Below are 13,520 nucleotides of genomic sequence, written 5' to 3' on the forward strand. Positions count from 1 at the left end.
GTCGAAAAAACGCCTGCAAAGCCACAGTTTCACAGGCGTTTTTAAAATCTCACTTAATTATTAATAGTAACCGATGTCTTATACTTATCCGTAATTTCTTCCAAACGGCTAATTGCTTCAGCAACGGCTGGTTCGGTTACTTTAAACGGCAATAAATGAATTGCTTTTTCCGGTGTCACGGTTTCTGCCGCAATTTGATGAACCAACTTTTCAGAAGGAGCTTTAAATCCAAGTTCCTTCAGACTGCGGGGCAACTTTAAGGTTCCATATAATTTCAACAGAACCTGAATCTCTTCAAAATGCTTTTCCAGGGAAAGCTGTACCAAATTTCCGTAAGCCACCCGCTCACCGTGAAGCAACGGTTTGGTTTCTTCAAAGGTGGTCAGGGCATCGTGAACCGAATGCGAGCCGGTCGATCGACTATATTCGTCGCCCCAGCACCAACGGTCCCGGCCGTACAAATAATTGTTTCCACGACGCTCAGCCATTCATCGGTCAACTTACCGGCCTTCATATCACGAACAGCCGCTACAGAATTCTTCAGCAAAACGTCCTTACAATTCTCGGACATTTGTTTGGAAATTGTCAGTGCCACGTTAAGGGGCCCTTTGGCTTCCATGTCTTTAAAAATCAATTCGGATTCATAAAATTTTGCCAATGTATCACCAATACCGGCTACAAAGTAATCAATCGGTGAATTCAAAATAACCTTGGGATTGATCAGCAGCAAGTTTGTCGCGTTATCGTAAACTTCGTGGTCAATGTGCTCACCATTTTCTTTATAGCGGACACTTAAACACGACCACGGCGCACAATTACTTGCCAGTGTCGGAATGGTAACGATTGGCCGATGCTCATAATGGGCCGCACTTTTAGCTGTATCAAGGACTTTGCCGCCGCCCAAGCCAATAATCAGCTGAATATCATTTTCCCGAACCAAACTACGAATCCGTGAAATTTCTTCGGGCGAACACTCGCCGTTAAAATAAATATCATGAACCGTTACGCCGGGTTCCCATGCTGGTAAGTATGGTTTGGCAGCGTTCAAGGATTTAACACCGTGTAAAAATAAGACCCGTGAATAACCGTTGTTCCTTATGTATTTCGGTAAATAATTATAAGCATCCAAATTTGACAAATACTGCTGAGGCCCAATTCGTGAAATTATCATATTTTTTCCTCCAACTTACGTAAATTTATGATGGTTTAAATATTAGTTATTCAAACAAGTTGGTTTTTAATGATTAATCATCATCAATAAGCTAACAAAATAATTAATATAATAAGCAGAATTCTAATCCCAAGTCCTTGAAAAGTCAATCGCTTTTTCGCTGAAATTAACATTCTGACGTCATTTTTTTATAATTTAAACCCACTATCACTATTGACTTTTTTTCAATCACTCGATATAATTTACCCAAATTAAAATTCAGTTAGAAAACCACAGGAAGAGTAATGATGATCGTCACTTCAAGAAAGTTCGGCTGCTGAGAAAGAATAGTGATGCCATCACGAAGATGAGCCCGTGAATGTTGTTACCGTGTTTACGCATGGTAACCGGTAGGAACCGTTACCTTCCCTGATATCAACAGGTATCGTAGAGGTGTTTTAACAACACGAAGCAGGGTGGTAACACGCGCAAAAGCGTCCCTTAGTCAAAATTTGGCTGAGGGACGTTTTTTATTACAAAACTAACTGATAATGTTTGGAGGAAGATAAAATATGAAGAAAAAGTATTTAGGAGTCGGTTTGGCTTTGGGCAGTTTGGCGTTATTATTGGTCGGCTGTGGTCAAAAACAGTCAGCTGACAACAGCAACCGGACGTTTAAAACGACGGCCCAGTCAAACGTGTTAACCGTCGATCCCAACCGGGTTACCGATGTTGGTAGTGATTTGGCAACTACCCAGGTTTTGGAGGGCTTGTACAAACAAAATAATCAGGGAAAAATTGTCCCTTCGCTGGCAACCAAGATTGTTAAACCAACCAATCATGGTAAAACTTATACATTTAATTTAAGAAAAGACGGCAAATGGAATGATGGCTCCCCGGTCACTGCCCAGGACTTTGTTATTTCAGCCCGTCGGCAGGTGAACCCGAAGACCAAGTCGCAACGAGCCGCCCACTATCAGGACTTTAAAAACTTTAAAGCCGTCAATACCGGTAAACTTTCCCCAAGTAAGCTTGGCATCAAAGCATTGGGGAAATACAAGCTGCAAATCACCCTCAGTCACGCTGTGCCTTACTATAATTCGATTCTGGCTACCGAAATTTATCCGGTAGAGCCAAAAGCCCTTGCCAAATGGGGAACCAAGTACGGTCAGGATTCGAAACACGCGGTTTCCAACGGCGCCTACTTGATTAAAAACTGGAATTCTTCAAAAGATACTTGGAATCTGGTTAAAAATAAGAATTACTATGATGCTGATAAAGTCAAACTTAAAAAGATCCATTTTCAGGTAGTCAAAACACCGCAAACCAGCTTCAAGCTTTTCCAAGCCGGTGATGTTGATGAAACACAAATCTCCGGCAGTTGGGTAGCCGACGCGGAAAAACAATTCAAGAAAGATGTTAAAGTTCGCCAATACGGTCAACTGGCATTTATCCCATGGAACAACTACAATAAAACCACTCGGAATTTAAACCTGCGCCGAGCAATCAGTTATTCAATCGATCGTCAAACGCTGGCCGATAAAATCTTAAACGACGGCTCACTACCTGCCAAATCAATCGTACCAAAAGGTGAGGTCAAGGGTGCCAACGGAAAAGACTTCAATGAAGGCTTATCAACACCACTTACCTACAACCTAAAGAAAGCCCGCCACTACTTTGCACTGGCTCAAAAACAACTGGGGACCAAAAAAATTAGCTTCCAGCTGTTAACCGCTGATACGGATGCCTATAAGGCTGTTGCCGAATACATTCAGGGCCAAGCCAGCAAAGTATCTCCTAATTTAAAAGTCAACGTCCGGTCAGTACCGCTTCAACAGGAAATCTCTTCCTTCTCGGATCATAATTTCGAAGCCGGAACGCTCGGGTGGTCGACAGATTATCCCGACCCGATTGATTATTTAAATATCGCAGCCAAAGCCGGTCAGATCAACTTTACCGACTGGAGTAACAAGAAATACGAAGCTTTAATTACCAAAATTAATGATACCGATGGCCAAACCCCGGCGGAACGGGTGAAGTTGCAACAACAGGCCGCCAGCTTACTGAATCAGCTTCAAGGCGTCACCCCGCTTTATCAATATTCTTCGGTTCACCTGCTGACCAGCAAAGTCAAAGGGCTGGATTACCCATTGATCGGTTATCAAAAATATGAATATGCAAGTTGGAAATAAGCCAAGTTTTAAGGAGTTTTAAGCCATGAACAAAATCGGAATTGCCAGCAATCACCTCATTCATCCCAACCCCCGCTTTGATACCAACTTTATTGATTACATTCAAATCGATTATGTCAACGGTATCAAGCATGCCGACGGTTTACCATTCGTACTGCCGCTCGGCGATCCCAAAGATGCCGAAGCCTACATTGAAAATGTCGACGGCTTACTGTTATCAGGTGGCCAGGGGGTTACCCCAGCCGTTTACGGCGAGGAACCCCTAAAAGAAGTTGCCGAAACCGATATCTACCGGGATCAATTTGAAATTGCCCTGGTTCAGGCGGCTGTCAAAGCCCACAAACCAGTGTTGGGAATCTGCCGGGGCATTCAAATTCTCAACGTGGCGTTGGGTGGCACGCTCTATCAGGACATTTATAAACAGGCCGGTGCTTACCTAAAACACAATCAATACCCGACTTCCTGGGAAATTCCAACCCACCACATCACCACTGACCGAAATTCTTGGCTGAATCAGCTTTTAGGCGACCGCTTCCTGGTCAACTCATTTCACCATCAGGGGATTCACCAGCTGGGCAAACAGCTGAAATCGGTCGCTACCAGTGATGATAAAGTTGTTGAGGCTGTCGAATCAGCTGATGGCAACGTCATCGGCGTCGAATTTCATCCGGAAATGATGGCGGAAGCCACCCGGAATTCCAAAAAATTTTTGATTACTTTGTTAATAAAGCTCGAAATTAAAAATAATTGCTAACAAGCATGCCCCCAAGGCCTTCAACGACTTTGGGGGCATGTTTTTAATTCTTTTAATGGGCTTTCAAACGAACCTGCGTCTTCATCAGTGTTTTACCGCGTTTGGTTACCAAGTTACCCTTCTCAATTAGTTGCGCAATCCGGTATAAATACCACTTTTCCGAAATACCAAAGTTGGTGTTTTCAAAAATTTTAGAAAGCAGCTGAGTAAGGGTTACAAAGCGCTTTTCTGATAACTGCTGATAAATAAATTGATCGTAAAAGGTGATTGGTTGGCTGGTCAGCCGATCATTAATCAATACTCTGATCGGCTGATTATGATCCTGTAAATCCCGCCATCCATAACTATAGGCTTCCCGAATAGTTTTTGGCATTGCCACCTGCTTCCTAAATAAATCAAGTTCATCAATCTGATCGCACGAAATCCCACCCAAACCGTCATTCAGGATTAAAAGGCTTCGATTAGTCCTTGGGTGAACAATTGGCACCGCAACCTGTGAAACTTGGTTTTCAACATTTTTTAACTGGTCACATGCCCAAAGAAAGCCGCAATAATCCGCGGCGCTTTTAGTCCACCAAATCCGAAAAGACGCACCAGATTGAATCATGGTTTTAAAATAGGAAAGATTGTCCTGAATTACTTGAATTTCTTCATCAGCGGTGTCGCCTGATTCTTGGAAAAGCTTCTTCACAAGCAAAAGCCGATTGCGAGTAAAATTGGCTGCTTTAATCCTACCGAGATCAAGCATTAGGGGTAACATTATTATCCGTTGTTTAAGCCGTTTTTCCCGATAATACCATCGTAATTGGTAACCAAATGAAGCGTTAAACGTCACATCTACCGGCATTGCGCCATCTCCCGTATTGTTAGTTAACATTAGTTTACAGCCTTTTACTTTAAAACAAAAGTTGAATTTTGTTATCAAATCAATTACCCTGTTGCTAATAACGCTTAGGAAAGGATGGCTATCATGCAAACTAAGAAACACCTCAGTAAACCGCAAATCGCCGGTTGGATTATCTGGTGGGTGGTAACAATTTTAATTGGGCTTGCCTTGGGAACTCTGTTATGGCAAGGTGCGGATTCCGCGGCTGTCCAAATCGGCACGACCGTCTTCGGTGGTCTTTATATTATTCAACAGATTATCATGATCTTCTGTTTGAAATTACTGCACAAGAACAACAACTATGTTTGGCCGGTTGTCACTATCGTCATAGGGGTCCTCGGCAGTATCCTCTACCTCATTCCCGGCATTTGGGCACTGCTCATTAACAACAGCGCCCGCAATAATCAGCGAAACCCGATTACCCATTGAGAAAGAACAGCTTTGCGAATTTTTTCGCTCAGCTGCCCTTTTTAATTTTTCCAAAATAAATAAATCAGTCAAATCATTTAATGTCATACTTCAAAGCTATATCTGACCGGAAACGCCTCGATAAACCAGCCAGCCAACCAACGCCAAAACAGCGACACCTGACAGCCAAAGCCCCAAGATAATCACTTTGGCAAGAATAAAGAAGACCAGCAGCAGAATAAAAAAACTGCCTAAAAAACGCAACAGCGAAAAACCAATTCGAAAGAGTAGATAAAACCAGCCAAATATCAGAAATAATATGAGTCCCATTCAAGTCATCCCCTTAGTATCACGGTGTCACAATCTTAGTCCGGCTCTTACCCTGTCCTTGTGTTTGAACCTGGATTTGATAAGGAACCTGCTCCTGAAGTATTGTAACATGACTGATAATACCAATCATCCGATCATTGCTTTCAATATTTTCCAATGCCGCCATGGCCATGGTCAGCGACTCCTGGTCAAGCGAACCAAAGCCTTCATCCACAAATAACGTATCAATACTGATGCCACCGGATTCATTTTGAATAACTTCGCCGAGTGCCAAGGCCAAACTTAGCGCCGCAATAAAGCTTTCACCACCGGAAAGGGTGTGAACGCTTCTTAACTCGCCGACATTATCATCATAGACATCGATTTCCAAGCCGGTATTCTTTTGATAAGCACCGGCTTCTTTATGCAGCAGCATTGCATAGCGGCCGGAACTCAACTGTTTTAGATGCTGATTGGCCACTTTGAGAATCTCTCGAAGCTGTGCCTGCAGAACATAGCGTTCCAATCCCAGCTTGGCATCCCCACTGCCGCTGACCGTTTCCACCAGCAGCTGCAGTTGATTAATTGTTTCCTGCTGTTCAGCAATTGCCCGATTGTTTTTCTTAATCCGCTTTAGCAGGTCATCATTAAGAAAAGTTTGGCGACTCTGCTCGTCACTTTGCTGCTGCAGACGTTTCCGCTCTTCAACCAGCTGCTGCACCTTGGCTTGTTCAGCATCCAAATCAACCAACTGATGCTTGCCGACAATGCCCTCATACGTTGAGATTTCGGCAGCCACGTTTTTAAGCTGATCTTGATAGGCCGCAGCTTTCTGTTGAAAATCAGTCAGCTGATTAACTTCGGCCAACAAACGCTGAAGTCCCCGCCAGTCTTCGGTTTTTAATTTTTGAGAAACGGCCGCTGTAATTTCAGCCTGAATAGTCGTCAGCTTGGCGGTTACCTGCTGCTGTTGTTTCTTCAGACCGGCTTCGGTAGCGTGGGCCGCCGCCAAGTGACTCTTAACCGTCGTTAACCGGCTATGATTATCGGCAACCGCCTGATCATACGCTTCAATGGCCGTTTGTAATTCGGTTAAATGTTGATCCAGAGCCTTCAAATCGTTAAAATCACTTGGCAGCTGCTGTTTAACATCCGCCAACTGTACCTGATACCTTTGCCGAGTTGCCTCAACAGTCTGATAGCCTTCTTTTAAGCGGGTAACGATCTGCGTCAATTCAGCCAAGGTTTTCTTAATATGCACCTGTTTTTCCTGTTGGCTTTTCAGTGCCGACTGTTGGCGCCGAACCGCTTTTTGCTCCCGATCATTCTTGGCGATTTGTGTTTCAAGTTGGCTTTTGACGACCGCCAAATCATCGACCGCAGCTGTTAGAACGCCACTGCTTACCAGCTTAGTCACTAATTCCGCAAATACTTCATGAAACTGACCGGCCTGCTTTTCACTTTGGCTGGTCTGTTCCTCAAGGCGACTTTTAGCCGCTGCCAATTGATTTTGTCCTTTTTGTAACTCAGCTTCGGCACGCTTAATTTCATCATCACTGACACTTGGCAAGTCAGCGACGTGTGCTGGACTGGGGTGTGTCAAACTGCCGCAAACAGGGCAGGGCGTTCCCGGCTTTAATTGTTTCACCAAGTTCACAATCTGATTGCTTAACCAGGTATTTCTCAAGTCATTATAAGTTGCTTGAGATTGTGCCACCTGTTTGGTTAATTCAGTCAGCGCCTGCTGCTTTTTTTCGAGTGCTTCGGCCAATTGCCGATTAGCCCGTTGATCCTGTTCGAGTTTTTTTAACTGGTTGGCAGCGTCCGCCAGTACCTGAGCCGTCCGATCCAACGCATTTAGCTGTTCGGTAACGGCTACCATTTGTGAAAGAGCCGTTGTAATTTGAGTATCCTGTTCGGTTAAATCGGTTAGTTGTTGCTGCCCTTTTTCCAAATCCTGATGAAGCACTGATACTTTTTTCTGTGCCTGCTCAAGTTGTTTTTGCAGTTCTTGGGCCTGTTTAAAAGCCGGTCGTTGGCTTTCCAAAACCGATTTTTGGTTAAGCCGTTGATCCTGTTCAGTTTTTTGTGCCTGTAGTTGATCCCCTTTTTTCACATAGTCGGCCTGCGTTTTAATCTGGTTATTAATCTCTCCAACAACTGCTTTTAATTGCTGTTGATTATCCGTGACTTCTCCCTGCAGTTCCTGAAATTGCTCATATTTAGGTTTTAACTCTTTGGCCCAGCTTAATTGTTCGATTCGCTTTTGCAGCCGATCAAATTCAGGCTGTCGCGCCTGCAGTTCAATTTGTTCTTGGCGTTTGGCAGTCAACTGATTAATTCGTTGATTCATACTGTCATCTGTTTGAAGCTGCTGGTTGGCTTCCTCATAACGTTGTTGAACGGCCTGGAGCTGCTCTTTTAACGTTTTCAACGCATTGTTAGCCTGCTTCTGCTGGTTAGTCAAAGCTGCTAATTGATCATTAACGTTTTGTTTTTCAATGCCATCCGGCGCGTCAGCCAACCAAACCACCTTTGCCAAATCAGTGTCAATCGCATTTTGCACGTCCCGGTTCTTGGTTGTCTGCTTCTTAAGCATTTCTTTTAAAGCATCCCGCCATTTTTGATAAAGCTGGGTTCTGAATATTTTTCGCAAAACCGCTTCCTTATCAGCACTGGAGGCCGTTAAAAATCGTCGAAACTCCCCCTGTGGTAATAGGACAATCTGGACGAACTGCTCCCGATTAATTTGAAGGACATCAATTAACTTGATATTAATATCTCGAAGTTTGGTAATTTCGTCAATTTGTTTCTCGCCTTCAAAAATCTTAAGTTTCCCTTGGCTTTCAAATACTTTGGTCCCGCTGCCCCGCTTTTTATCCAGTTCCTGTTTGGGTGAGCGGTTAATCCAGTAAAGCCGCCCCTGATGTTCAAATGACAGGGTTACTTCAGTTGGTGTTTTAGTGTCGGCAAAATCAGACCGCATACTCTGTGGCGAACGGTCATCGCTGGCACTGTCACCATATAAAGCAAAGGTGATGGCGTCAAAAATGGTTGTCTTACCACTACCGGTCTTTCCGGAAATCAAGAAAACCGAGGCATCTTCAAGTTGCGTAAAATCGATGGTTTCATCTTCGTAAGGTCCAAAATTTTTAAGTGTCAGCTTTAGTGGCTTCACTGGTTGACGCCCCCTTCATTGGCAATCTTTAGTGCTGCTTGAGCCCATTTAATTTGCTGCGGCGAAAGGTCGTCTTTGGCAACCTGTTTATAAAAATCACGCAGCAGATCCATTGGATTTTTCTGTCGGATCTGATCACTGCTTTCACCGGACTCCTCGATAGTGGTCTCGTAGCCGGCAGCCCGATCCAGGGAAATAATGTTGGGGTATATTTGACGCAGCCGCGCCATCACATTGGGAATCGGTTTACGATCTTTTAAAGTAATCCCAAAATAATTATCCAATTTTAATTGGTCATAATAATCAGCGGCTGTCAACGTCTCAAAGTCTTCGGTTAATTGCTGAACATCCCTGATCGGCGTCAGTGGTTTAAAAGTCAATTGAAACGGCTCGGTATCAACGATGAAGACCCCTTTTTTCTGGTTGGCTTCCGACAAAGAGTATTTGACGGGCGAGCCGCTATACCGAGCATTTTGTGCGTGCAAGGCGTCTTTACCATGTAAATGTCCCAGGGCCACATAATCAAAATCCTTCAACAAGCCAACCGGAACGGCTGCCAAGCCACCAACTCTCAACTGGGTTTCAGAGTCAGTGGTTGCACTGCCGTCCACAAAAAAGTGTGAGACCAGCAAGTGTTTTTTATTTGGCTTAAACAGTGTTTTCATCTTATTAACAACCGGCACAAATGCCTGGTCCAGGTGTTGCAGACTGTCATCTTTAAAATATTGCTGGGCATCAAACGGTTCAAAATACGGCAATAAAAATAATTGCGTATCCGGTAAATCAACCGGTTTGAACGCCTGATCCAATCGGGTATGCATATAAAATTGGGTACTTTTGAACCATGGTGTTCCCGTCGAAAGACGAATGGCGCTGTCGTGATTGCCGGAAATAGCGTAAATTGGCAATTTATCGACTAAATTAAGCTGCTGCAGCATATGATTCAATTGGGCAACTGACGCTTCGGCCGGCATACTGCGATCGTATAAATCACCGGCAATAATAATGCCATCAACGTGTTCGGTTAACGCCAATTCTTCAATTTGTTCAAAAGCATGGATCTGTTCTGACGTAAGGTCAAAACCATGAAGTCGGCGGCCAATGTGCCAATCGGCTGTATGTAAAAAGCGCATATGAGTGAGGTCCTTTCAGTCTGTCATTTTAGGCATTTCAATGCCAAGGTTCTCTTAGCCATTATTTCATTCCATAAACATGGTTTCATTATATAACAAACGCACGTTCAAACTAACCCCACTTTGCCTATTAAATCACTTTAATCAAACAATCGTGAAAAATCTATTTTATTTACAACCAGAACTCGTTCTATTTTTTAGTTGCATAGTCAAATTATATATGTGGTAAATGACTAACCGGGTATATAATTAACCTATAGATTTCTTTAGGGTATTAAGACAGTCTAAATAAACAACGTAAGCGGGGTTATTTATGAAAAGAAAATCGTTAATCCAATTGGTGTGGGTAATTGCTGCCACAATTTTTCTCGGGATTGGCATCGTTTCTACCGGCAACGGTGCCGATGCGTCATCAACCAGCGACATTTTTCGAAGCGCCTATAATGCTGGCCGTCAAAAGCACATTTTAACCAATGCCAACATGACGTTTAAGCAATTTAAGGAATTATGTAAAAATTATGTTTTTCCAAGTTACTTAAAACAGCTTAAAGACCATCCAGCCACCAGTTTCCAGCAATACATAGCCAAAGATCATTACGAGGTCCCGGTTCACCAAGCCGGCGAGCATCCCCAAACGCTTTCTCTTGAAGCTGCTGCTTCCACTGATTCTAAGGACGATTCTTCAACCGATCAAACCAACTATCATATGCAGCCCGGTGATATTCTAATTATCTATGGCACCAGTTCCTTTAAGGAAGCCAAAATTTTTGGTCATTCGGCAATTGCTATTTCGGACAATAACATTCTCCACATGCCGGGCCCCAACTTGGCACTCAGAATTGGACCAAAAAACGTTTCTTTGATTACTACACCGGCCGGGGGTCTTATATCGAAGTTTATCGAATGACCAGTCATCCCGAATATGCCCAAGAGGCGGCACAGTATGCTTATAATGATATGTACAAAACCAATAGTCCGGTCTACAATCTTGAACCATGGCTTTACGATCAGGCAAAATCCTACTGTTCCAAGTACGTTTACCTGGCCTATTGGTACGGTGCGGCCAAAGCAGCTCTAAGACATTTCATCACGGGATTTCACTACATTATGCCACACAATTTAGTTGCTGATTTTGCCAGTGGCTATTCACCAACCGACGTTTATCGGGTAACCAAATAATTCGTTATTAAACGATGCAGATGCTACTGAAGATTCAGGCATCTGCTTTTTTACTATTCTCCAGTTTAGCCGCTATTTGTTGGTTAACGCTGTCAAAATCGCTTTTTGAAAACACAAAGTCAATTTCAACAACTTGTCCGCCACAATAACTGCTATCATTACCGTCTTCAACAACCTGCATTTGATAAAGCGGCGCATTAAATTGGCGTAGTAAGGAATTGAGATACCCCATTATTCTAATTCCTTGATTACATTTTTTGGAATCAAGCAGAAATCCCGTAAGATCAATGTCTTTATAAACTGATTTTACGGGATTCTTTTAAAAAATAATGTTTTTTGAACTTATGTCTCAATCACCTCAAAATTAAAGTATTAAGATGGCTGTCTTATTTCCGGCAGGCAGTTACAAGCTACTCAATCTTCCCAACTATTTTATGCTCCGCAAACAAAGCGGAAACACCACCCGTATGCCAAAAAACAACGTTACTTCCAGCTTTTATTTTTCCGTTTTTAACATAATCCAACAAGCCGGCAAATGCTTTTCCGGTATAAACAGGATCGATTAAAATGCCTTCTGTTCTTGCCAATAATCGAATTGCACTGGATCCAGCTTTACTTGGAATTTCGTAACCCTCACCAAAATATGATTGATCAAAATGCGTATCTGCAAGCGAAATTCTGTCCTCAAGTCCCAGCAAATCCAACGCATTATTACCCAGGTCAACCACCTTTTGATAGTGACTTTCCGGTTTGGGGCTCACATTGATAGACAATATCTGTGTTTTATGAGATCGCTTGGAAAAAGCTTTCGCCCCTGCAATCAATCCAGCAGCCGTACCACCTGTTCCGCTACCATGAACAACGTAGTCCACGTCCACATTTTGAAGTTGTTCAACCAACTCTTTGAATCCTAATACAAACCCTACTGAACCAATCGGGGTTGCGCCACCTACCGGAATAATATATACATGGTGTCCTTGCGCTTCCAAACGTTCTTTTTCTGCCAAAGCTAACTGCATTGAAATTTCATCGGCTTGGGCTTCAGTTCGCCCTTCCATCGAAACATAATGAATTCTAGCACCTAAAATTTTATCCAACAAAACATTGGCCCGATCATCCTGTTGATCATTCGGGGTAATTGTTTCTAAGTATAAAATAGTGTCCAAACCGAGTCGATTAGCTGCTACAGCTGTTTCCATTGCATGATTGGATTGCGTAGCACCAAACGTAATTACCGTATCAGCCCCCTTTTGACAAGCATCTCCCAATAAATATTCAAGCTTTCGAATCTTATTGCCGCCAAATAAGTTAGGCCCCGTAAAATCATCCCGTTTCAAATACAGGTTGATGCCAAGCTGTGCTGACAAGCGATCCAGACGATGAACTGGCGTTGGAAAAAAGCCGAGCTTTTCTTTAGGAAGTTGCTTATAATTCTTCATATCTTTGTCGATCCCCTTCATAAACTAATCCAGTGCCTATTTAGTTGTTATATCCTTACTGAAATATTTTTTCGATAAGCGTTGCAGTGTACCATCTTTCCTTAATTGCTCCAAAACCTTATTAAACTTATCCTTTAACTTTGGCGATTTTTTATTAAAAAGTCCCGAAATTTTTGCCGGCTTTTGTTCTGAATCTTTTAATAAGCGATACTTAAGCCCCTTAATTGAATTGTCCTTGGCATACGTTAATAAAGCCGATTCAGCGTTGATTGTGCCTTGTGCCCGACCTTGTTTTACCAAGTCCAAACTAGTTTGAAACTGTTCTTGCGGTACAATAGTTGCCCCAAAGCTTTTAGCAACCAATTCATTATCCGAGCCGGTCGCTTCTGCAAACTTCTTGCCTTTAATATCTGCAACTGTTTTAATATCACTGTTTTTGGAACGCGTAATTAATACGTAGCGTGAATAAACATAGGGCTTAGAAAATAAATATTGTTTCCGACGTTCCGGCGTTTGCGTGATGTTATTCAATACCACGTCATACTTGCCACTTCCCAAACCGGCAACCAAACTATCCCATTTTGTTGGCACAAAGTTGGCCTTTACGCCCAATTTTTTGGCGACGGCTCTACCAAGTTCTACCTCAAATCCGGTAAGCTTGCCATCCTTTCGATAGGAATATGGCGGATAGGTTCCTTCAAGTCCAATAGTCAGTTGCTTGGGTTGCTTTAACTCCGACTGATAACCCGATGCTTTTTTGGAGGATGAATTGGAACTACAAGCGGTTAGCACGCCACCTATCAATACAATACTTACAAGCAATAATAATTTATTAATAATCACTTTTACCTTCATCTTTTTTCTCCTTAATGATATGCCTTAATGATATTCA

The 13,520-nt window shown here is 42.9% G+C and carries 13 protein-coding genes and 1 pseudogene; 5 read left to right on the forward strand and 9 right to left on the reverse strand.

All coding sequences use genetic code 11. The features are described from left to right. Positions 1 to 53 precede the first annotated feature (53 nt). Together JCM14108_RS15595 and JCM14108_RS12440 are read right to left on the reverse strand one after the other, a co-directional pair. Positions 54 to 461, reverse strand: coding sequence for a dehydroquinate synthase/iron-containing alcohol dehydrogenase family protein (locus tag JCM14108_RS15595; protein WP_237745828.1), 408 nt, complete (start codon positions 459 to 461; stop codon positions 54 to 56). Then, positions 383 to 1,171: an iron-containing alcohol dehydrogenase family protein gene (locus JCM14108_RS12440; RefSeq protein WP_237745829.1), complete on the reverse strand. Its 789-nt coding sequence runs from the start codon at positions 1,169 to 1,171 to the stop codon at positions 383 to 385. The genes JCM14108_RS15595 and JCM14108_RS12440 overlap by 79 nt, the downstream gene beginning before the upstream one ends. A gap of 551 nt (positions 1,172 to 1,722) precedes the next feature. On the opposite strand from JCM14108_RS12440, the gene JCM14108_RS12445 reads away from it, so the two are divergent. Together JCM14108_RS12445 and JCM14108_RS12450 are read left to right on the forward strand one after the other, a co-directional pair. Further along, the gene (locus JCM14108_RS12445; RefSeq protein WP_035181235.1) at positions 1,723 to 3,342 is read left to right on the forward strand and encodes a peptide ABC transporter substrate-binding protein; all 1,620 of its coding nucleotides are present in this window, start codon (positions 1,723 to 1,725) and stop codon (positions 3,340 to 3,342) included. 25 nt (positions 3,343 to 3,367) lie between these two features. Continuing rightward, positions 3,368 to 4,083 (forward strand): annotated as a pseudogene (locus JCM14108_RS12450) (gamma-glutamyl-gamma-aminobutyrate hydrolase family protein). 65 nt (positions 4,084 to 4,148) lie between these two features. On the opposite strand, the gene JCM14108_RS12455 reads toward JCM14108_RS12450, so the two are convergent. Beyond that, the gene (locus tag JCM14108_RS12455) at positions 4,149 to 4,973 is read right to left on the reverse strand and encodes a DUF3658 domain-containing protein (protein WP_051996172.1); all 825 of its coding nucleotides are present in this window, start codon (positions 4,971 to 4,973) and stop codon (positions 4,149 to 4,151) included. A gap of 93 nt (positions 4,974 to 5,066) precedes the next feature. Between JCM14108_RS12455 and JCM14108_RS12460 the strand changes: the two genes are divergently transcribed. Continuing rightward, positions 5,067 to 5,411, forward strand: coding sequence for a hypothetical protein (locus JCM14108_RS12460; protein WP_035181238.1), 345 nt, complete (start codon positions 5,067 to 5,069; stop codon positions 5,409 to 5,411). A gap of 96 nt (positions 5,412 to 5,507) precedes the next feature. On the opposite strand, the gene JCM14108_RS12465 is transcribed toward JCM14108_RS12460, so the two are convergent. From JCM14108_RS12465 to JCM14108_RS12475, 3 genes are read right to left on the reverse strand one after another with little or no spacing between them, the layout of a single operon-like run. Continuing rightward, on the reverse strand, positions 5,508 to 5,720 hold the full coding sequence (locus JCM14108_RS12465; RefSeq protein ID WP_035181239.1) for a hypothetical protein: 213 nt from the start codon (positions 5,718 to 5,720) through the stop codon (positions 5,508 to 5,510). A 19-nt stretch (positions 5,721 to 5,739) separates the two neighbouring features. Then, positions 5,740 to 8,877, reverse strand: a complete 3,138-nt coding sequence (locus JCM14108_RS12470) for an AAA family ATPase (RefSeq protein WP_035181241.1) — start codon at positions 8,875 to 8,877, stop codon at positions 5,740 to 5,742. Beyond that, positions 8,874 to 10,010, reverse strand: a complete 1,137-nt coding sequence (locus JCM14108_RS12475) for an exonuclease SbcCD subunit D (protein ID WP_035181242.1) — start codon at positions 10,008 to 10,010, stop codon at positions 8,874 to 8,876. The genes JCM14108_RS12470 and JCM14108_RS12475 overlap by 4 nt, the downstream gene beginning before the upstream one ends. A 313-nt stretch (positions 10,011 to 10,323) precedes the next feature. On the opposite strand from JCM14108_RS12475, the gene JCM14108_RS12480 reads away from it, so the two are divergent. Together JCM14108_RS12480 and JCM14108_RS12485 are read left to right on the forward strand one after the other, a co-directional pair. Beyond that, positions 10,324 to 10,917, forward strand: coding sequence for a hypothetical protein (locus JCM14108_RS12480; RefSeq protein ID WP_035181243.1), 594 nt, complete (start codon positions 10,324 to 10,326; stop codon positions 10,915 to 10,917). Then, positions 10,914 to 11,189, forward strand: a complete 276-nt coding sequence (locus JCM14108_RS12485; protein ID WP_035181244.1) for a hypothetical protein — start codon at positions 10,914 to 10,916, stop codon at positions 11,187 to 11,189. The genes JCM14108_RS12480 and JCM14108_RS12485 overlap by 4 nt, the downstream gene beginning before the upstream one ends. Before the next feature lie 34 nt (positions 11,190 to 11,223). On the opposite strand, the gene JCM14108_RS12490 is transcribed toward JCM14108_RS12485, so the two are convergent. The 3 genes from JCM14108_RS12490 to JCM14108_RS12500 form a co-directional block, all read right to left on the reverse strand. Further along, positions 11,224 to 11,421, reverse strand: a complete 198-nt coding sequence (locus JCM14108_RS12490; protein ID WP_035181245.1) for a hypothetical protein — start codon at positions 11,419 to 11,421, stop codon at positions 11,224 to 11,226. Positions 11,422 to 11,599: 178 nt separating this feature from the next. Beyond that, positions 11,600 to 12,628, reverse strand: coding sequence for a D-cysteine desulfhydrase family protein (locus JCM14108_RS12495; protein ID WP_035181246.1), 1,029 nt, complete (start codon positions 12,626 to 12,628; stop codon positions 11,600 to 11,602). Positions 12,629 to 12,664: 36 nt separating this feature from the next. After that, on the reverse strand, positions 12,665 to 13,483 hold the full coding sequence (locus tag JCM14108_RS12500; protein WP_035181247.1) for a transporter substrate-binding domain-containing protein: 819 nt from the start codon (positions 13,481 to 13,483) through the stop codon (positions 12,665 to 12,667). Positions 13,484 to 13,520: the final 37 nt, after the last annotated feature.

This window comes from Lentilactobacillus farraginis DSM 18382 = JCM 14108 (assembly GCF_000583655.1).
Classification (GTDB): Bacteria; Bacillota; Bacilli; order Lactobacillales; family Lactobacillaceae; genus Lentilactobacillus; species Lentilactobacillus farraginis.

Coding starts and splice junctions, on each gene's coding strand:
- JCM14108_RS12485 (WP_035181244.1), top strand. CDS start 10,914: ATGACCAGTCATCCCGAATATGCCCAAGAGGCGGCACAGTATGCTTAT.
- JCM14108_RS12495 (WP_035181246.1), bottom strand. CDS start 12,628: ATGAAGAATTATAAGCAACTTCCTAAAGAAAAGCTCGGCTTTTTTCCA.
- JCM14108_RS12445 (WP_035181235.1), top strand. CDS start 1,723: ATGAAGAAAAAGTATTTAGGAGTCGGTTTGGCTTTGGGCAGTTTGGCG.
- JCM14108_RS12440 (WP_237745829.1), bottom strand. CDS start 1,171: ATGATAATTTCACGAATTGGGCCTCAGCAGTATTTGTCAAATTTGGAT.
- JCM14108_RS12475 (WP_035181242.1), bottom strand. CDS start 10,010: ATGCGCTTTTTACATACAGCCGATTGGCACATTGGCCGCCGACTTCAT.
- JCM14108_RS12480 (WP_035181243.1), top strand. CDS start 10,324: ATGAAAAGAAAATCGTTAATCCAATTGGTGTGGGTAATTGCTGCCACA.
- JCM14108_RS12490 (WP_035181245.1), bottom strand. CDS start 11,421: ATGGGGTATCTCAATTCCTTACTACGCCAATTTAATGCGCCGCTTTAT.
- JCM14108_RS12465 (WP_035181239.1), bottom strand. CDS start 5,720: ATGGGACTCATATTATTTCTGATATTTGGCTGGTTTTATCTACTCTTT.
- JCM14108_RS12500 (WP_035181247.1), bottom strand. CDS start 13,483: ATGAAGGTAAAAGTGATTATTAATAAATTATTATTGCTTGTAAGTATT.
- JCM14108_RS12460 (WP_035181238.1), top strand. CDS start 5,067: ATGCAAACTAAGAAACACCTCAGTAAACCGCAAATCGCCGGTTGGATT.
- JCM14108_RS12455 (WP_051996172.1), bottom strand. CDS start 4,973: ATGTTAACTAACAATACGGGAGATGGCGCAATGCCGGTAGATGTGACG.